The organism is Actinomadura sp. HBU206391 (assembly GCF_014323665.1).
Taxonomy (GTDB): domain Bacteria; phylum Actinomycetota; class Actinomycetes; order Streptosporangiales; family Streptosporangiaceae; genus Actinomadura_C.
On sequence record NZ_JABVEB010000015.1, the window covers coordinates 20,032 to 37,823 of the forward strand.

The following is a 17,792-nucleotide window of genomic DNA, read 5'->3' on the forward strand; positions in this document are numbered from 1 at the left end:
CCGCCGCCCCTCTCAGACTCCGCGTTTGGTCGCCCAGTCGCGGATCTTGGCGATGCGCTTGCGCAGATCCTCGCCGGAGGCCTGGGCGGCGGGCGGTCCGCCGCAGGTGCGGCGCAGCTCGTTGTGGATGACGCCGTGCGGCTGGCCGGTCCGGTGGTGCCAGGCCCCGACGAGGCCGTTCAGTTCCTTGCGGAGGGCGTGGATGTCCTCGGCGACGGTGCGCCCCTCAGAGGCGTCGTCCGGCCCGGACGCGCCGCGCTTGCGCCGGTTGGACAGCTGCTCGGCCTGCCGCTTGCGCAGCAGTTTGGTGACCTGCTCGGGTTCGAGCAGGCCGGGAATGCCGAGGAAGTCCTCCTCCTCGTCCGAGCCGGGCGCGACCTGCATGCCGAACTCGCCGCCGTCGTAGAGCACCCGGTCGAACTGGGCGGACGCCTCGACCGTCTCGAACGGCAGTTCCTCGCCGATCACGTCCTTGGTGTCGCGCTCCCGGTTGGCCTCGGCGAGCAGGTCGTCGTCGAGCCCGTCCTCTCGCACCGACCGGTCGAGCACGTGGTCGCGCTCGGTCTCCATCTCGGCGGCATGGCCCATGAGCGTCGGCACCGAGGGCAGGAAGACCGAAGCGGTCTCACCGCGCCGGCGCACTCGCACGAAACGGCCGATCGCCTGCGCGAAGAACAGCGGGGTCGAGGTGGAGGTCGCGTAGACGCCCACGGCGAGCCGGGGGATGTCGACGCCCTCCGAGACCATGCGGACCGCGACCATCCACCGGTCCTCGGAGCCGGTGAACTGCTTGATCTTCCGGCTGGCCGCCGGATCGTCCGAGAGCACGACCGTGGCGGCCTGACCGGTCACGCTGCGGATCATCTTGGCGTAGGCCCGTGCGGCCTCGTGATCTGTGGCGATCACCAGGCCCGCGGCGTCGGGCACGCCTTGGCGCACCTCGGTGAGTCGCCGATCGGCCGCGGTGATGACCTGCCGGATCCAGTCGCCCTTGGGGTCGAGGGCAGCGCGCCACGCCTGGGAGGTCTGATCCTGGGTCAGCGGCTCGCCCAGCGTCGCGGTGATCTCGTCGCCGGCCCGGGTGCGCCACCGCATCTCCCCCGCGTACGCCAGGAAGATCACCGGTCGGACGACCCCGTCGGCGAGCGCGGGACCGTAGCCGTAGGTGTAGTCGGCGCGGCTGCGGCGGATGCCGTCGGGGCCCTCCTCGTACATCACGAAGGGGATGGGGTTGATGTCGGTGCGGAACGGCGTGCCGCTCAACGCCAGCCGGCGTGCCGCCGGTTCGAACGCCTCGCGGACGGCGTCGCCCCAGGACAGACCGTCACCGGCATGGTGCACCTCGTCGAAGACGACCAGGGTCTTGCGGTTCTCGGTGCGGCCGCGGTGCAGCGCCGGATGCGCCGCGACCGTGGCGTAGGTCACCGCGACCCCGTCGAAGTCCTTGGCGGTGCGACCCTGTGAGTTCTTGAACTCGGGATCGATTTTGATGCCGACCCGCGCCGCCGACTCGGCCCACTGGCGCTTGAGGTGCTCGGTGGGACAGACCACGGTGATCGCCGTGATGACCCGGCGGTCCATCAGCTCCCGGGCGAGGCGCAGCGCGAAGGCCGTCTTTCCGGCGCCCGGCGTCGCCACGGCGAGGAAGTCGCGGGGACCCGAGTCCATGCCGGGCCGGAAGTACAGCTCCAGTGCCTGCTGCTGCCAGGCGCGCAGGGAGGAGGCGGTCCCCCATGCGGCCCGTTCGGGGAGTGCAGGGGGCATGCTCGAAGCGGCGAAAGTGCTCACGGTTGTCAAAGGTTACCGAGACCCGCCGACAACATGGTCCGACCCGCCGCCGTTCCCCACTCGACCGGCCGGTCGCGGGGGCCGGCCGGGGCGGCAGCGGGCGTTCCCGTTATTCGCCGTCCTTACCCGAGGCCATCGACTCGTAGATCTCTTTGCACTCGGGGCACACCGGGTACTTCTTGGGGTCCCGGTTCGGCACCCAGACCTTGCCGCACAGGGCGATGACGGGCGTGCCGGTCACCGCGCTCTCGGTGATCTTCGCCTTCTTCACGTAGTGGGCGAACCGCTCGTGATCGCCGTCACCGTGCGAAAGATCTGGCCGGGTATCACTCTCTGGAAGGATCTTGGTATCGCTCACAGCAGCAGTCTACGAGGTGCCGCGTGCCACCGGTCAGTTCAGGCTCGGATCGTCTGGAAAGGTGGAGACGAAGGCGAGGTCGCCACCCTGCCGGCGCAACACGGCCTGCCAGAGACGCTCAGGATCGTCCATGAAGACGTCGCGGGGCTCGCCCGGCAGGACGTACCACGCGCCCTCCTCGATCTCTGTCCGAAGCTGGCCTGCGCCCCATCCGGCGTAGCCCGCGAACACCCGGAACTGGACCACCTCCGAGGCGATCAGCGATGGCGGAGCGTCCAGATCGACCAGACCGACCCGGGAGACGTCCGACGCGCCGTCGAGAGCGCGCCAGCCGAGCGGCTCGTCCTCACCGGGCACCGATGCGAGCGCCAGCGCGCTGTCCAACGCCACCGGGCCGCCCTGGAACACGACGGAAGGGCCGGTCACGAGCTCGCCCCACGGCGGCAGCACCCGGTCCACCGGCACCTCGGTCGGCCGGTTGAGCACGACGCCGAGCGTGCCGTCCTCGTGGTCGTGCTCGACCACGAGGACGACGCTGCGCCGGAAGTTCGGGTCGTCGAGGAGTGGTGTGGCCACCAGCAGGCTGCCCACCGCGATGCCGTCGTCCATGTGTCCATCATGCGGGTGACGGGGCGCGGACGACACCTCGCAGGCCCAGTTGGCTGTTACGCGGTCCCGTTCACGGGGTAATCGGCAGAATACGGGCCAAGTAAAAAATGATCTAGGAAGACCGGCACCCGCGCTGGACGAGTGCGGAACAATCCCGTCCGTAGTGGCAAGGCAGGCCCTTCCGGCGTCCTCCCGGGCACGGAAGCAGGTGGGAGGACGCGATGCAGTTGCCCAGGGTCGTCATCGCAGCGGTCTTCTTCGTCATCGGAGCGCTCATCGCGATCCCCGCGATCGCGCGTAGCGTGTCGCGCGACTCGACGCCGACGGCCGGCGCCACGACGGCCACCGCCACCCCGGCGCCGTCTCCGACGGTCACCCGTACGACCAGGGCGACGCGCACGCCGACTCCGAGCGCCACGGCGACCCGCCCGGCCCGCGGGGCCACGCCCACTCGCACGGCCACGCCCACTCGCACGCCCACACCGGTTCGCACGCCGACGCCCGCTCGCACGCTGACGCCCAGCCGTACGCCCACAACCGTTCGCACGCCGACGCCGACGCCGACGCCGACCAGGGCTCCGGTCGTCCCGCCACCGGTCACGGCGAGGGCGACCCCGACGCCCACGCCCACACTCACCCGGACCCCAGAGTCGCCGGCACAGCCCTTGAACGTCATCATCGGCTCGGTGCACTGCAGAGCGCGCTCGGTCGAGATCTCGGTGACCAACGTGGGCGGCCGGATCGAGGACTACGCGATCGAGGAGGACGGCTCGGCCACGGTCGCCGATCGGATCGGCCCGGGGGCGACCCGTGCCACCAAGATCAACCTCAAGGAGGACCGGACCACGACGGTCGCGGTGACGTGGCGCAACGAGCCGGTGAAGTCGGCCAAGCGCAAGGCGAACTGCACCGGACGGACCGATCCGCCGGAGAGCCTGCCGCGCACCGGTCCCGAGGACGCCACGATGTTCGCGAGGATCGCGACCGGGGTCGCCGCGATGATCACCGGAGTGATCATCTTCTGGTACGGCGGCATCTGGCCCCGCCGCCGCGACCCGATGTTCAAGAAGGACACCGACTGAGCCCACCGATTGAGGCCGGTGATCGGGAAGGATTCTCGTCGCCACAACGACGAGAATCCTTCCCGATCCGGGTCCGGCTGGCTGTGCCTCCGCCTCGCTCCGGGCCGCTAGACCTCGGTTCGGCTGCGGCCGCCGGCGGCCTCGCGGACGGCCGCCGCGACGGCCTGGGTCACGTCGGCGTGGAAGACGCTCGGCACGATGTAGTTCGGGCCGAGTTCCTCGTCGGTCACGACTGCGGCCAGCGCCTTGGCGGCGGCGAGCAGCATGTCGGAGTTGACCGTGCGGCTCTGCGCGTCGAGCAGGCCCCGGAACACGCCGGGGAACGCCAGCACGTTGTTGATCTGGTTCGGATAGTCGCTGCGCCCGGTCGCGACCACTGTGGCGTGCTCGCGGGCGTCGCCCGGCGAGACCTCCGGCTCGGGGTTGGCCAGCGCGAACACGATCGCGTCCTGGTTCATCGTCGCGATGTCGTCACCGGTCAGAATTCCGGGCGCCGAGACGCCGATGAAGACGTCGGCGTCCTTGACCGCCCCGCGCAGGTCGCCCGCGTAGTTGTCGGCGTTGGTGTTCTCGGCGATCCAGCGCAGCGACTCGTCGAGGTCGTCGCGGCCACGGTGCACCGCGCCGCGGAAGTCGCACACGGTCACGTTCCTGACCCCGGCGTGCAGCAGCAGTCTGAGGATCGCGGTGCCCGCCGCGCCGGCGCCCGCCATCGCGATCCGCACCGAGCCGATGTCCTTGCCGACGACGCGCAGCGCGTTGGTCAGCGCGGCCGTCACGCAGATCGCGGTGCCGTGCTGGTCGTCGTGGAAGACCGGGATGTCCAGCAGCTCCCGCAGCCGCGCCTCCACCTCGAAGCACCGCGGCGCGGAGATGTCCTCCAGGTTGATCCCGCCGAACCCCGGCGCGATGATCTGGACGGTCCGCACGATCTCGTCGGTGTCCTGGGTGTCGAGGCAGATCGGCCAAGCGTCGATCTCGGCGAATCTCTTGAACAGCGCCGCCTTGCCCTCCATGACGGGCAGCGCCGCCTCGGGGCCGATGTTGCCGAGCCCGAGCACGGCCGAACCGTCGGTGACCACGGCGACGCTGTTGCGCTTGATGGTCAGCCGCCGTACGTCCTCGGGGTTGCGCGCGATGGCCAGCGAGACCCGGGCGACCCCCGGCGTGTACGCCATCGACAGCTCGTCACGGGTGCGCAGCGGCACCTTCGACCGCATCTCGATCTTGCCGCCGAGATGCATGAGGAAGGTACGGTCGCTGACCTTATGGATCTTGACGTCCTCGACCGCCTCGACGGCCTGCACGATCGCCTCGGCGTGCTCGGTGTCGCGAGTGGCGATGGTGACGTCGATGCGCAGCGTCTCATGGCCCGCGGTGGTGACGTCGAGTGCGGACACGATGCCGCCTGAGTGCTCGACGACATGAGTGATCTGGCTTACCGCCCTACCGCCCGCCGGGACTTCGAGCCGGACGGTTATCGAATAGGACACGCTGGGCACACTGGCCACGTCCACTGCTCCCTTGCACACGGAGTACCTCGTCGTACCCGGACCATCGTCCCACTTGTGGAGACGACGGCGGGCCCCCGATCGACCGTCCGCGCACCCGCGTGATCGGCTCGCCACGCGATCGCCGCAGGCTCGTGCTGCCGAGCCCCGGGTCGTCACGCCGCGACCGTGCGGGTGACATCCGGCGGACTGCCGCACGTCGGCCGCGCGCACGGTCATCGACGCCGAGCATACGTCGTCGCGGGCTCCGGCCCGAGCCTCTCCGCGGAGCTGCCCCGTACCCGAGATGGTTCCGGCACCGGGACTGCCCTCAGAGGAGCGCCCGCCTCAGAACAGCGCCGACTGGAGCGCCTTGCGCGCCTTGACGGTCCGCGCGTCCTCGGGCGGCAGCACCTCGAAGAGCTTGAGCAGATGTACGCGGGCCTTGTCGCGCTCGTCGCCCGCGGTCCTGCGCACGGTGGAGACGAGCCTCTCCAGGGCCTCGTCGATCCGCCCGGACACCATCTCGATGTCGGCCGCCCTGGTCTGCGCCTCGGCGTCGCCCGGCTGCTCCGCGGCGTCGCGGAGCGCCTTGTCGACATCGAGCGCCTCGACACGCCTGCTCAGATCCACCAGCGCGAGCCCCTGCTTGGCGTGGGCGTCCTGCGGCGAGGAGTCCAGGATCCGCTGGAACGAGGCTCCGGCGGCGTCGAGGTCACCGCGCTGCAGCGCGGCCTCGGCCCTGTCGTACTCGGAGTCGCTCTCGGGCTGACCGGCCTCGGCGGCCTCGCCCTCCGGCTCCTCACCGGCTTCGGGCAGGATGCCCTCCTGCTTCAGCGCGGCGAACAGCTGGTCGAGGGCCTGGCGCACCTGCGCCTCGGGCGCGGCGCCGTTCAGGAACGGCATGAGCTGCCCGGCCACCACGACGGCCACGAACGGGATGCCGCGGATGTCCATCTGCTGCAGGTAGGCGCCGAGCCGCGGGTTGGCGTCGATGTCGACCTTGGCGAGGACCCAGCGGCCGGCGGCCTCGGTCGCGAGCTTCTCCAGGATCGGGCCGAGCTGCTTGCACGGCCCGCACCACTCGGCCCAGAAGTCCACGAGCACCGGCACCGTACGCGAACGCTCGACGACCTCGGTGTTGAAGGTGTCGTCGGTGACGTCGACCACATAGGCACTGCCGCCGCCCGCCTGGCGTTCCTGCTTCTTCTTGGCGGCCGCCTGACGGGCACCGAGATCGACGGCCCCGTGCAACGAGAAGTCCGATGAAGGCATGAGTCCATCCTGCCCCATGCACGCCCGATCCCATACCGCCGCCCTGTTTATGGGCTCGCTCTGTTCATGGCCTCGCTCCGCTCGGCGGCTCGCGGGCGCCTTGACGCGGCGGCTTCCCTCCTCGCTCCGGTCGCAAGCTCCCCACACTCCTCAGTCCAGCCACCGCGCGCCCGCTCGCAGGACCCCCTAGAACCTGGCGGGTTCGGAGTAGTCGCCCCACTCGTCCTTCAGGGCCCCGCAGATCTCGCCGAGCGTGGCCTCGACCCGGACCGCTTCGAGCATGGCCGGGATCATGTTGCCGTCGCCGCGCGCCGTCTCGGTCATCCGCGCCAGGGCCGTGTCGACGGCGGCCTGGTCGCGGGCGGCGCGGCGGCCGGCGAGCACCTGGTTCTGCTCCCGTTCCACCTCGTGGCTGACCCGCAGGATCTCCAGGGGCTCCTCGATGGTGCCGGTGTGGCAGTTCACACCGACGATCTTCTTCTCACCCTTCTCCAGCTGCCGCTGGTAGGTGAAGGCGGCCTCGGCGATCTCGGCCATGAACCAGCCGTCCTCGATTCCCCGCAGGATGCCGCCGGTCATGGACCCGTCGGGGCTCATGTCCTTGATCTGAGTGAAGATCTTCTCGGCTTCGGCCTCGAGCCGGTCGGTGAGCGCCTCGATGTACCACGAGCCCCCGAGCGGGTCGACGACGTTGACGACCCCGGTCTCCTCCATGATCACTTGCTGGGTGCGCACGGCGATCTCGGCGGCCTTCTCGCTCGGCAGGGCGAGGACCTCGTCGAGCGCGTTGGTGTGCAGCGAGTTCGTGCCGCCGAGCACGGCGGCGAGCGCCTCGATCGCGGTCCGCACCACGTTGTTGTCCGGCTGCTGGGCGGTGAGGGACACCCCGGCGGTCTGGGTGTGGAACTTCAGCCACAGCGCCTTCTCCGAGGTGGCGCCGTAGACGTCGCGCATCCAGCGGGCCCAGATCCGGCGCGCCGCGCGGAACTTCGCGATCTCCTCGAAGAAGTCGATGTGCGCGTCGAAGAAGAACGACAGCCCCGGCGCGAACGTGTTGATGTCGAGCCCGCGCGACAGGCCTAGCTCGGCGTACCCGAACCCGTCGGCCAGGGTGAAGGCCAGCTCCTGCGCGGCCGTGGATCCGGCCTCGCGGATGTGGTAGCCCGAGACCGACAGCGGCTTGTACGCAGGGATCTCGGCCGCGCAGTACTCCATGAGGTCGCCGATGAGGCGCAGGTGCGGCTCGGGCGGGAAGAGCCACTCCTTCTGCGCGATGTACTCCTTGAAGATGTCGGTCTGCAGCGTGCCGTCGAGGCCGCGCGGCGCCACGCCCTGCCGCTCGGCCGCCACGAGGTACATGCAGAAGATCGGCACCGCGGGGCCCGAGATCGTCATCGAGGTGGTGATGTCGCCGATCGGGATGCCGTCGAAGAGCACCTCCATGTCGGCCGCGGAGTCGATCGCGACGCCGCAGTGCCCCACCTCGCCGAGCGAGCGCGCGTCGTCGGAGTCCCGGCCCATGAGGGTCGGCATGTCGAAGGCCACCGAGAGGCCCCCGCCGCCGGCACCGAGCAGCATCTTGTAGCGCTCGTTGGTCTGCCGCGCGTTGCCGAAGCCCGAGAACTGCCGGATCGTCCACGCCCGGCCGCGGAAGCCGGTGGCGTAGAGCCCGCGGGTGTAGGGGAACTCCCCCGGCCAGCCGATCCGCTCCATCCGCGGGTCGGGGTCGGCGGGCCCGTAGACCGGGTCGACCTGGACGCCCGACAGCGTCGTGAAGTCGGCGTCCCGCTTGCGCGCCGCGTCGTAGCGCTCCTGCCAGCGCCGTCTGCCTGCCTCGATGTCCTGCGCGTCCACGGTGGCACCTCCGGGTCGGTTCGTCCCACCTAAATACTAGGACGTCCTAGTATCTTGTCCACTCGTGGCCCGGTCACTCCTCCGGGCGCGGCTCGTGCGCCGGCTCATTTCCCGGGTCCGCGACCTTCTCGGTGAAGTCCCCCGCCGCGACGCGCAGTGTCCGCAGCACGTCGAAGATCTCCAGCGACCGCTCGTCGTCGTAGGAGTCCAGCCCGAAGTCGCGTTCCATCAGATCGGCTGTGGCGCGCTCGACGACCTCGCGCCCCGCCTCGGTGATGCCGGCGAGGACGCCGCGACCGTCGCGGGGGTTGCGGCGCCGCCGCACGTACCCCTGCCGCTCCAGCCGGTCGATGGTGTTGGTGACGCTGGTCGGGTGCACCATCAGCCGCTCACCGATCTTCGACAGCGGCAGCGCTCCCGCCTGGCTGAAGGTGAGCAGCACCAGCGCCTCATAGCGCGCGAACGTCAGCTCGTACGGCTTCAGCAGGGTGTCGAGTTCGGCCAGCAGGATCTGCTGGGCGCGCATGATGGACGTGACGGCCAGCATGGCCGGAGACGCGCCCCAACGGCGCTCCCAGAGGTCCCCGGCGCGGGCGATCGGATCGAACGGAAGATTGAGCGGCTTGACCACACGAACACGGTAGCGGTGCCGGGGCGTCGGCAAATCGACATATCGACGAGTTCACGCACCGTCGAGCCGTAAATCCCCCCATAACATCAAGGTAACTGCTACGGCGGACGACGCTCTTCACAACCTTCTGGCCAGCACAAAAGAGAGCTGACAGCCAACGCCAAGCCTGGTTATAGTCGTGATGTCGATGCGTGTTGCGACGGCAAAGATGAGCCTTGACTCGCGTGAGCGAGGGTGGCACAGGGGGAATTACCGCCATCGGATTCAGCTCTCTTGATTGTCGCAATGGCATGACGATAATGGGGGGTTACATGATCGCGGATGTTTCCACGATCGTGGCCAGAGGCATGGGGATCCGCCGCGGGGGGCGGTGGATCCTGCGCCCTGCGGTCTTCGGCATCGCCGGAGGAGTGATCGGCTTCGCCGGTCCGCCGGGCGTGGGGAAAACGAGCCTGCTGGCCACGTTCGCAACGTTGCGCCGTCCACATGTCGGCGCGCTCGAGGTTCTCGGTCACGACACCGGGAATTCCACAGGGCTGCGGTCGGCCAGGGAGCTGATCGGTTACCTGCCGGGCGACTTCGCCTGGGCGGCGAATCTGCGCGTCGGCGACTTCGTCGGCTACGCCGCCTACTACAAGCGCATGCCCGCGGGCGCCGTCGAGGCGGCTCTCGACCGGTTCGAACTGCGCGACGCGGCGGGGATGGACCTCGCGATGCTGCCCGCCGACATGCGGCTGCGCGCCGGCCTGGCCGCGACATGCGTCCACGAGCCCGACCTCGTACTCCTGGACGAGCCGCTCGCCACGATCGGCGACGCGATGGGCGACAAGGCCATGGAACTGTGGCCGGTGATCCGGACGCTGGCGCCGACGGTGCTGGTCACGGCTCCGACCGTGGACGGGCTCGTCGGCCGCTGTGATCGGGTCTTCACCCTGGCCCGGGGCCGCCTGACCGAGCTGCCCGCCGAGCCCAGGCGGGCGCTCCGCACCGGCCAGCGCACCGCCGCACCGGTGCGATCTCGCCGGGCGCCGGCCCGATCTCGTCCGCAGCGGATCGGCGCTGGTGTGTGACCTGGGGCGGGTGCTGCGGCTCGACGCCCGCCGCACCGCGCTGTTGTTCGCCGTGCCGGTGCTCGCCGCGGTCGGCCTGCCCGCCGCGTGGCGCGCGCTGATCCCTGGTGTGGCGTACTGGGACAACGCCGTCATGGCGGTGAGCGCCTCGGCCCGGCTGCTGGGGCCGGCCGCCGCGGCGCTGGCCGCCTGGATCGGCATGCGCGAGCGGCGCCTGGACTATCTGCGCGGCCTGACCGTCCGGTCTCCGGCCACCGGGCCGCTGATCGACCTGGCGCTGCTGACGGCCGCCACGCTCGCGGCGTACTGCGTCGTCACGATGGTGATCGTCGGTCAGACCGTGCTGCGCGAGGAGGCCGGCCGGTTCCGTCCGCTGGGCGCTCTCGTCGGCGCCGCGACGCTGCTTCTGTACGTGGTGATCGGATATCTCGCCGGCCGGCTGGTCCCGCGGCTGCCGACCGTGCCGGCGACGGCCGTGGCCGCCGGACTGTGGATCTGGCTGCGCCACCGCGGCCAGTCATGGTGGAGCCTGCTACCGCCGGCCGACCTCGGGCACGTCGAGCTGTTCGCCTACCCCCGCACCGGGGTGCTCGCCCACCAGGTGCTCTGGTCGCTCGGCCTGAGCACGGCGCTGGTCCTCGGCTACGTGCTGGTGGCGAACCGGCGCGAGCTCTCCACGCTGCCGCTCGCCGTACCGCTCGTGACGGCCCTGGTCGTCACCGCGATCAGCACGAAGCGCCTGCACGACTACGACGGCGTGGCGGTACTGCCCTCGCCGACCGGGCTGACCTGCCGCGAGTGGCCGCTCACGGTGTGCGTCCACCCGGCGCTGCGCACCGCCCTGCCGTCGCTGGTGGCCGAGGTGACGCCACTGGCGGCACGGCTCACGGGCACCCCCGGCGCCTTCATCCGGGTCGAGCAGCGCCCGGAGCGCGAGCCCGCCTCGATCGAGGACGGTGTCGCCCGCATCCACCTCAGCGACCTGGCCGACGGTTACGAACAACGGGTCGAGGACGAGATCCGGACCGGACTGGTCGACATGCGGACCTGCGCCGACCCTCGCCGCGCGCGCGGCGCCGCCTACACCCTGATGGTCAACGCGTGGCTGCTCGACCACGAGCCGCAGAACGCTCCGGCCACCGCCGCCGCCCGCCGCTTCGCGAGCTGGGACGAACAGCAGCGCCGCGCCTGGCTGCGCCTGCACTTCGCCGACTACCGCAGGTGCGCGCTCGCCGAGGCCGACTTCCGGTAGCCGAATCGGTCCGGTAGCCGAATCGGGACTTCCGGTGACCGGCTCGCGCCGGCCGCGGTGAAACCATGGTGACGTGGACTGGAGCCTGCTGACCTGCGCCCGCAAGGGCCACGTCACGTACGCTCCCGACGAGCCCCGGCTGCGCCGGAGCCTGCACGCCACGACCCCGGCCGGAGACGCGTGGCGGTGCCTGCGCTGCGGCGCTTACGCCTACGGCGACCCGCACGGGCGCGGCCCCGCCGACCAGGCCCCCCTCGTCATGCGCGGCAGGCAGCTTCGCGACGCGTTCATCATGCGGCTGTTCGCCGTCGAGCGCATGATCCGCGCGCTGATCGTGCTGGCCGCGGCGTACGGCGTCTGGCGGTTCTCCCACCACCGCGGCTCCATCCAGAAGATCTTCCAGGAGGACCTGCCGCTGCTGCGCCCGCTGGCCGGCAAGGTGGGCTGGGACCTGGACCACTCCAAGATCATCATGGGCATCCGCCACGCCCTCGAGGTCAAGGCCGGCACGCTGACCTGGGTCGCGATCGGGCTGCTCGCCTATGGCGTGGTGGAGCTCGTCGAAGCGGTCGGCCTGTGGCTCCTCAAGCGCTGGGGAGAGTACTTCGCGGTGATCGCCACCTCGCTCGGGCTGCCCATCGAGATCTACGAGCTGACCGAACGGGTCACCGTCGTGCGCGTCGGCGCGTTGATCGTGAATGTCGCTCTGATCGTCTATATCGTGATCAGCAAGCGGTTGTTCGGCCTACGCGGCGGCAGGGCGGCGCATGAGGCGCAGCGGCGCAGCGCCTCGCTGCTGGAGGTCGAACACGCGTCACGCGAGGCGGATCCGCGCCACGGCACAGCGCCGACTTAGGTGAGATGTCTTCTGCACGGGGAATGTCTGAGCCATGGCACGCGTGGATCTGGACGACAACGAGCACAGCGGGCGGAACAGGCCGATGACGACTGATACCAATGAGCGAGACAGAGCCGACCAGGCCAAGCCCGAGAAGGCGCCCCGGCGACGAGGAGGGCTCGCGTCACTGATCGTGATAGGAGTGATCGTCGCATTCCTGGCGTTCCAGGTGGTCAACCATTTCGCCGGGTGGTTCAGTCTGAACCCCTTCGCGGAGAAGACCAAGGACCGCAGCGGTCCGGTGCTGCTCCAATCCATCCGTGACCTGTCCCGTTACGAGGCGGCGAGCGGCAATTTCCAGGTCATCGTGGATCTGGAGAAGGACGCCAGGTTCCTTCCGAGCGCCGTCCGCGGCAAACGCACCCTGTTCGTCGGCAATGGCAGCGTGGACGCTTATGTCGACTTCTCCAAACTGGCTTCGGGCGCGGTGACGGTGAACAAGGAGCGCACGGTCGCGACCATCAAGCTGCCGCGTTCAGAGCTCGAGCCGACGAACCTGAACACGTCCAAGAGCTACGTGTACGCCACCCAGCGCGGCCTGACCAACCGGTTCGGCGACTTCTTCAGCGGCAACCCGAACGACCAGCAGCAGCTCTACGTGCTCGCGGCGCAGAAGATCCAGACGGCGGCCGGCGAGAGCGGGCTGCGCGAGCGGGCCGACAGGAACACCAAGCTCATGCTGGAGAACATGCTCAAGGCCCTCGGCTTCAAGACCGTCACGGTCACCATCGGGTCCGGCACGTGACCGGGGCTCGGTGACAGGGGCTCGGTGACAGGGGTCCCATGCGTCCCGTGACGGGAGCGGTGGGGCCGGCGCGGGACTAGCGCGCGCCGTTGTCGGTGACCGCGGAGACGAGTTCCTCGGCGGCCGAGTACGGGTCGCACTCGCCGTCGAGGACCTTCCCGGCCAGGACGTCCAGCCGGCGGTGACCGTGCAGGTCCCCCATCCGCTCGCGCAACGCGGTGACGGCGATGGCCTCCACCTCGTCGCGGGCCCGGGCCAGCCGGCGCTTGCGGAGCGTCCCCGTGCCCGTCAGCCAGGCGTAGTGCTTGTCGAGTGTCTCCATGACCTCGTCGATGCCCTCGCCCTTGGACGCCACCGTCGAGACGATCGGCGGCCTCCACGCGTCGAGGTCGCGGTCGGCCAGCGCGATCATGTTGCGCAGGTCCCGTACCGTCTGGTGAGCGCCGTCCCGGTCGGCCTTGTTGACGACGAAGACGTCGGCGATCTCGAGGATGCCGGCCTTGGCCGCCTGGATCGAGTCGCCCATCCCCGGAGCGACGAGCACGATCGTCGAATCGGCCAGCGACGCGATCTCGACCTCGGCCTGCCCGACCCCGACGGTCTCGACCAGGACCACGTCGCAGCCGGCCGCGTCGAGCACGCGGATGGCCTGCGGCGCCGCCCACGCGAGGCCGCCGAGGTGCCCCCGGCTGGCCATCGAGCGGATGAAGACCCCGGGATCGGTGGCGTGGTCCTGCATCCGCACGCGGTCGCCGAGCAGCGCTCCGCCGGTGAAGGGCGAAGACGGATCGACCGCGAGCACACCGACCCGCCTGCCGAGCTCGCGGAAGGCCGTGACCAGCGCGCCGGTCGAGGTGGACTTGCCGACCCCGGGCGAACCGGTAAGCCCGATGATCTTCGCGTTGCCGGCCAGCGGGTTCAACGCCGCCATCACCTCGCGCAGGTGCGGCGACGCGTTCTCGACCAGGCTGATGAGCCGGGCCAGTGCCCGCGGCGACCCTTCGCGTGCCCGCGCCACCAAATCGCCGACATCCACGGTCCGCACCAGCGACCTCCCCTATCTCCCTGAAGCCGGTTCCGCGCCTGCGTCGACGGCGCGTACGCCGACGGCCGGCCGCGGCGGGTCGAGCCGCGGGGCGAGACCCGTCCCGAACTCCCAGCCTCGATCATCTCAGGGTCGCCGGCGACCGCACGCGGCCACCGGCACTTCGGCGGCGGTCAGGCTCCGGGGACGCGGATGATCAGAGCGTCGCCCTGGCCCCCGCCGCCGCACAGACCCGCCGCGCCGACACCGCCGCCGCGCCGCTTCAGCTCATGCGCGAGGGTCAGCAGGATGCGGGCGCCGGACATGCCGATCGGATGCCCGAGGGCGATGGCGCCGCCGTTCACGTTCACCTTCTCGGGACCGGCCCCGAGGTCGCGCATCGACTGGACGCCCACCGAGGCGAACGCCTCGTTGATCTCGATGAGATCGAGGGCGCCGACCTCCAGGCCCTCCTTGGCCAGCGCGTGCTTGATGGCGTTGGCGGGCTGGGACTGCAGCGAGTTGTCGGGGCCCGCCACGTTCCCGTGCGCACCGATCTCGGCCAGCCACGGCCTGGGCCCGTCCGCGGACCAGCCGAGCTCCTCGGCCTTGGCCCTGGACATGACCACCACCGCGCACGCGCCGTCGGAGATCTGCGACGAGGATCCGGCGGTGATGGTGCCGTCCTCGGCGAACGCCGGGCGCAGACGGCCGAGCGTCTCGGCGGTCGTGCCCGCCCGTACGCCCTCGTCGGCGGTGAACACCACGGGCTCGCCGCGCCGCTGGGGGATCTCGACCGGGACGATCTCGTCGTCGAAGAGGCCGCTCTCGATGGCCGCCGCGGCGCGCTGGTGCGAGCGGGCGGAGAACTCGTCCTGCTCCTCGCGGGAGATGCCGAGCTTGGCGTTGTAGCGCTCGGTGGACTCGCCCATCGACACGCCCTCGTAGGCGTCGCTCAGCCCATCGTGCGCCATCGAGTCGAGCACCTCGATGGAGCCGTACTTGAACCCGGCGCGCGACTTCGGCAGCAGGTGCGGGGCGTTGGTCATGGACTCCATGCCGCCCGCGATCACGACGTCGAACTCGCCCGCCCTGATGAGCTGGTCGGCCAGCGCGATCGCGTCGAGCCCGGACAGGCAGACCTTGTTGATGGTCAGTGACGGCACGCTCATGGGGACGCCGGCCTTGACCGCGGCCTGGCGGGACGGGACCTGACCGGCACCGGCCTGCAGCACCTGCCCCAGGATCACGTAATCGACCTGGTCACCACGTACGCCCGCGCGCTCCAGCGCCGCCTTGATGGCGATGCCGCCGAGGTCCACGGCGGAGAAGTCCTTCAGCGAGCCGAGCAGCCGGCCGATGGGAGTACGGGCTCCGGCGACTACCACGGAGTTCGACGGCATGCAGGGACCTCCACAATGTTCTGGTGGCGACGTTTGCCACCATACCCAGGAGGACCGGGGTCTCCACGCGGAGGGTTCGGGCACCGAGCGACAGCGAGCATGGAGGCGGACACGTGCTGACCCGCATCGACCACATAGGAATCGCCTGCCACGATCTCGACGCGACCGTCGAGTTCTACCGCCGTACGTACGGGTTCACCGATGTCCACGTGGAGGTCAATGAGGAGCAGGGCGTACGTGAGGCCATGCTCAAGATCAACGACGCCGGGGACGGCGGCGCCACGTACCTCCAGCTGCTCGAGCCCATCCGCGACGACTCCCCCATTGCGAAGTTCCTCGCCAAGAACGGCGAGGGAGTGCATCACATCGCGTTCGGCACCGACGGCGACGTGCAGGAGGAGGCCGACGGCATCGCGGGCACGGGCGTGCGGGTCCTCTATGACGCCCCCCGGCCCGGCTCCATGGGATCGCGGATCACGTTCCTGCACCCGAAGGACTGCCACGGCGTGCTCACGGAACTGGTCCAGAAGGCCTGACCCCGTCCCGGGCGCCGGGCAAACGCCGTGCCGCCGCCCGGCAACCCGGCGGCCAGGATCGTGACGTGATCGCAATCAGACGGTCACGGAAAGCACTCAACCCCTCCTGGTTGTCCAGGTTTTATGGGCTTTCGTCGCATTTCTCAGGACGCCCCCGGCGCTGCGGAAGCTCCCTTAGCAAACAACTCACACACGACAAAACACGCAGTGCGTCCAGATGAGCCCCCAACACGGCAGCGGCGGGAGTACGCTGCTGTGGCCGGGATAGGTCTGGGGCCCACAACAGGCCCGTACAGCCTGGTGGTCAGCCGCTCCCGGAACTACCCGTAGCCGACTCGTCACCTCAGGATTGAGCCCATGCAGTCCGACATCGACGCCCAGCTCAGCAACTTCTTCGAAGACACGCCCCCAGCCGAGTTCGACGTGGTGCTTCGCGGCTACGACCGGCACCAAGTCGACGAGCAGATCAAGAAATTCGACAACGAGGTGCGGCAGACGCGCGAGCAGACGCAGGCTCTGCAGCGCGAACTGTCCGACGCCCATCGGCAGCTCCAAGAACAGGAGCGGCCGACCTACTCGGGTCTCGGTGCCCGCATCGAGCAGCTCCTGCGGCTCGCCGAGGAGCAGGCGACCGAGCTCGTCCAGGCCGCCCGTTCGGAGGCCAACGAGATCAAGGCGGCCGCCAAGGTCGACGCGGCCGAGCACCGGGCCACCGCCGAGAACGAGGCCGCCGAGCTGCGTGCCAACGCCCAGCGCGAGGGCGATGACATGCGCAACGCGGCCGAGCGGGAGGCCGACGACGTTCGTACCTCGGCCCGCCGCGAGGCCGAAGAGCTCACATCCACGACCGAGCGCGAGGTGGGCAAGCTCAGGGCCACCGCCGACCACGAGGTGGCGGAGAAGCGCGCCGCCGCCGAGCGCGAGATCGCCAAGCTCCGCACGACCACCGAGCGGGAGGTCGCCCAGCTCCGGGCGTCCACCAAGCGCGAGCGGGATGAGATCCTCACCACCGCCAAGCGCCAGGCGGACGAGATGCGGGCGCAGGCCCAGCGCATCCTCGAGGAGAGCGAGGCACAGCGCGCCCAGGCCGAGGCCGAGTTCGAGATCCAGCTGGCCGCCCGCCGTGAGGAGGCCGACCGGCAGGACGCCGAGCGGCACGCCGCCGCGCAGACCGCCACGCAGAAGCTGGTGGCCGAGGCCGAGCAGCGGGCCGCCTCCGCCGAGCAACGGGCCGCCAAGGCGACCCAGCAGGCCGAGCAGACCCGGCGCGAGGCCGACTCGCACGCCAAGCAGCTCGTCGCCAACGCGCGGAAGAACTCCGACCAGGTCATCGCCGAGGCCAAGAGTCAGGCCGAGCAGTTGCTGGCCGACACCAAGTCCGAGGCCGACCGCATCCGCACGCAGGCCCAGCGCCAGGTCGACGAGCTCACGCGTCAGCGCGACAGCATCACGACGCACCTCAACCAGCTGCGCCAGCTGATCGGTGGCATGCAGCCGCCGCCGCTCGGCGGCGACGACGCGCTCGCGGCTCCGGCCGGGAAGCCGGCGCTCGCGGCGCCCGAGCCGAAGGCCGCCGCTCCCGCGCCGGCTCAGGCTCCGGCTCCCGCACCGAAGCCCGCTCAGCCCACGGCTCCCGCGGCTTCGGCTCCCGCCGGCGGGGGTGCCAAGAACGCTCCGGCGGCGAAGAAGAAGGACGAGGACGAGGACTGGTGGCAGGAGTGATCCTCGCCTGAACAACTCGTCGAAAGTCAGAAAGCCTAGGAGTGGCGATCACCCC

17 protein-coding genes are annotated in these 17,792 nt (G+C 70.3%); 7 read left to right on the forward strand and 10 right to left on the reverse strand.

The window, feature by feature from the left end; genetic code table 11:
* Window positions 1-12: 12 nt before the first annotated feature.
* The 4 genes from HKK72_RS08900 to HKK72_RS08915 all read right to left on the reverse strand — a co-directional run bounded on the left by HKK72_RS08900 (window position 13) and on the right by HKK72_RS08915 (window position 3,434).
* On the reverse strand, window positions 13-1,764 hold the full coding sequence (locus HKK72_RS08900) for a DEAD/DEAH box helicase (protein ID WP_187233844.1): 1,752 nt from the start codon (window positions 1,762-1,764) through the stop codon (window positions 13-15).
* Between the two features lie 133 nt (window positions 1,765-1,897).
* Entirely contained in the window at window positions 1,898-2,146 is a 249-nt protein-coding gene (locus tag HKK72_RS08905; RefSeq protein WP_187233796.1) for a DUF3039 domain-containing protein, read from the reverse strand.
* A gap of 33 nt (window positions 2,147-2,179) precedes the next feature.
* Window positions 2,180-2,755, reverse strand: a complete 576-nt coding sequence (locus tag HKK72_RS08910; protein WP_187233797.1) for a YqgE/AlgH family protein — start codon at window positions 2,753-2,755, stop codon at window positions 2,180-2,182.
* A 112-nt stretch (window positions 2,756-2,867) separates the two neighbouring features.
* Entirely contained in the window at window positions 2,868-3,434 is a 567-nt protein-coding gene (locus HKK72_RS08915) for a hypothetical protein (protein WP_187233798.1), read from the reverse strand.
* A 7-nt stretch (window positions 3,435-3,441) separates the two neighbouring features.
* On the opposite strand from HKK72_RS08915, the gene HKK72_RS08920 reads away from it, so the two are divergent.
* Entirely contained in the window at window positions 3,442-3,837 is a 396-nt protein-coding gene (locus HKK72_RS08920; RefSeq protein WP_187233799.1) for a hypothetical protein, read from the forward strand.
* A gap of 107 nt (window positions 3,838-3,944) precedes the next feature.
* On the opposite strand, the gene HKK72_RS08925 is transcribed toward HKK72_RS08920, so the two are convergent.
* From HKK72_RS08925 to HKK72_RS08940, 4 genes are all read right to left on the reverse strand, one after another.
* Window positions 3,945-5,348 (reverse strand): NAD-dependent malic enzyme, encoded by a 1,404-nt coding sequence (locus HKK72_RS08925; protein ID WP_187233800.1) that lies wholly within the window; start codon window positions 5,346-5,348, stop codon window positions 3,945-3,947.
* A 327-nt stretch (window positions 5,349-5,675) separates the two neighbouring features.
* Entirely contained in the window at window positions 5,676-6,602 is a 927-nt protein-coding gene (locus HKK72_RS08930; RefSeq protein ID WP_187233801.1) for a tetratricopeptide repeat protein, read from the reverse strand.
* 186 nt (window positions 6,603-6,788) lie between these two features.
* Entirely contained in the window at window positions 6,789-8,456 is a 1,668-nt protein-coding gene (locus tag HKK72_RS08935) for a methylmalonyl-CoA mutase (protein WP_187233802.1), read from the reverse strand.
* Window positions 8,457-8,529: 73 nt separating this feature from the next.
* Window positions 8,530-9,087, reverse strand: a complete 558-nt coding sequence (locus HKK72_RS08940; RefSeq protein ID WP_187233803.1) for a MarR family winged helix-turn-helix transcriptional regulator — start codon at window positions 9,085-9,087, stop codon at window positions 8,530-8,532.
* Window positions 9,088-9,398: 311 nt separating this feature from the next.
* On the opposite strand from HKK72_RS08940, the gene HKK72_RS08945 reads away from it, so the two are divergent.
* From HKK72_RS08945 to HKK72_RS08960, 4 genes are all read left to right on the forward strand, one after another.
* Window positions 9,399-10,157: an ATP-binding cassette domain-containing protein gene (locus HKK72_RS08945; protein ID WP_187233804.1), complete on the forward strand. Its 759-nt coding sequence runs from the start codon at window positions 9,399-9,401 to the stop codon at window positions 10,155-10,157.
* A complete protein-coding gene (locus HKK72_RS08950; RefSeq protein WP_187233805.1) occupies window positions 10,150-11,409 on the forward strand; it encodes a hypothetical protein in 1,260 nt (419 codons plus the stop codon). Before HKK72_RS08945 ends, HKK72_RS08950 begins: the two co-directional genes overlap by 8 nt.
* A gap of 73 nt (window positions 11,410-11,482) precedes the next feature.
* On the forward strand, window positions 11,483-12,265 hold the full coding sequence (locus HKK72_RS08955; RefSeq protein ID WP_187233806.1) for a DUF2127 domain-containing protein: 783 nt from the start codon (window positions 11,483-11,485) through the stop codon (window positions 12,263-12,265).
* Window positions 12,266-12,350: 85 nt separating this feature from the next.
* Window positions 12,351-13,052: a DUF4230 domain-containing protein gene (locus HKK72_RS08960; RefSeq protein WP_222720507.1), complete on the forward strand. Its 702-nt coding sequence runs from the start codon at window positions 12,351-12,353 to the stop codon at window positions 13,050-13,052.
* A 76-nt stretch (window positions 13,053-13,128) separates the two neighbouring features.
* On the opposite strand, the gene meaB is transcribed toward HKK72_RS08960, so the two are convergent.
* Entirely contained in the window at window positions 13,129-14,088 is a 960-nt protein-coding gene (meaB, locus tag HKK72_RS08965; protein WP_187233845.1) for a methylmalonyl Co-A mutase-associated GTPase MeaB, read from the reverse strand.
* A 182-nt stretch (window positions 14,089-14,270) separates the two neighbouring features.
* A complete protein-coding gene (locus HKK72_RS08970; protein ID WP_222720508.1) occupies window positions 14,271-15,479 on the reverse strand; it encodes an acetyl-CoA C-acetyltransferase in 1,209 nt (402 codons plus the stop codon).
* A 113-nt stretch (window positions 15,480-15,592) separates the two neighbouring features.
* Here HKK72_RS08970 and mce point away from each other — a divergent pair, with 113 nt between their 5' ends.
* Window positions 15,593-16,015, forward strand: a complete 423-nt coding sequence (gene mce, locus HKK72_RS08975; protein ID WP_187233808.1) for a methylmalonyl-CoA epimerase — start codon at window positions 15,593-15,595, stop codon at window positions 16,013-16,015.
* Window positions 16,016-16,372: 357 nt separating this feature from the next.
* A complete protein-coding gene (locus HKK72_RS08980; RefSeq protein ID WP_187233809.1) occupies window positions 16,373-17,737 on the forward strand; it encodes a DivIVA domain-containing protein in 1,365 nt (454 codons plus the stop codon).
* Window positions 17,738-17,792: the final 55 nt, after the last annotated feature.

Excerpts from the sequence above, each read along its gene's own strand:
- HKK72_RS08900 (WP_187233844.1), bottom strand. The coding sequence starts at position 1,764 with ATGCCCCCTGCACTCCCCGAACGGGCCGCATGGGGGACCGCCTCCTCC.
- HKK72_RS08910 (WP_187233797.1), bottom strand. The coding sequence starts at position 2,755 with ATGGACGACGGCATCGCGGTGGGCAGCCTGCTGGTGGCCACACCACTC.
- HKK72_RS08915 (WP_187233798.1), bottom strand. The coding sequence starts at position 3,434 with ATGATGACGTTCAAGGGCTGTGCCGGCGACTCTGGGGTCCGGGTGAGT.
- HKK72_RS08930 (WP_187233801.1), bottom strand. The coding sequence starts at position 6,602 with ATGCCTTCATCGGACTTCTCGTTGCACGGGGCCGTCGATCTCGGTGCC.
- HKK72_RS08945 (WP_187233804.1), top strand. The coding sequence starts at position 9,399 with ATGATCGCGGATGTTTCCACGATCGTGGCCAGAGGCATGGGGATCCGC.
- HKK72_RS08960 (WP_222720507.1), top strand. The coding sequence starts at position 12,351 with ATGACGACTGATACCAATGAGCGAGACAGAGCCGACCAGGCCAAGCCC.
- HKK72_RS08970 (WP_222720508.1), bottom strand. The coding sequence starts at position 15,479 with ATGCCGTCGAACTCCGTGGTAGTCGCCGGAGCCCGTACTCCCATCGGC.
- HKK72_RS08980 (WP_187233809.1), top strand. The coding sequence starts at position 16,373 with ATGCAGTCCGACATCGACGCCCAGCTCAGCAACTTCTTCGAAGACACG.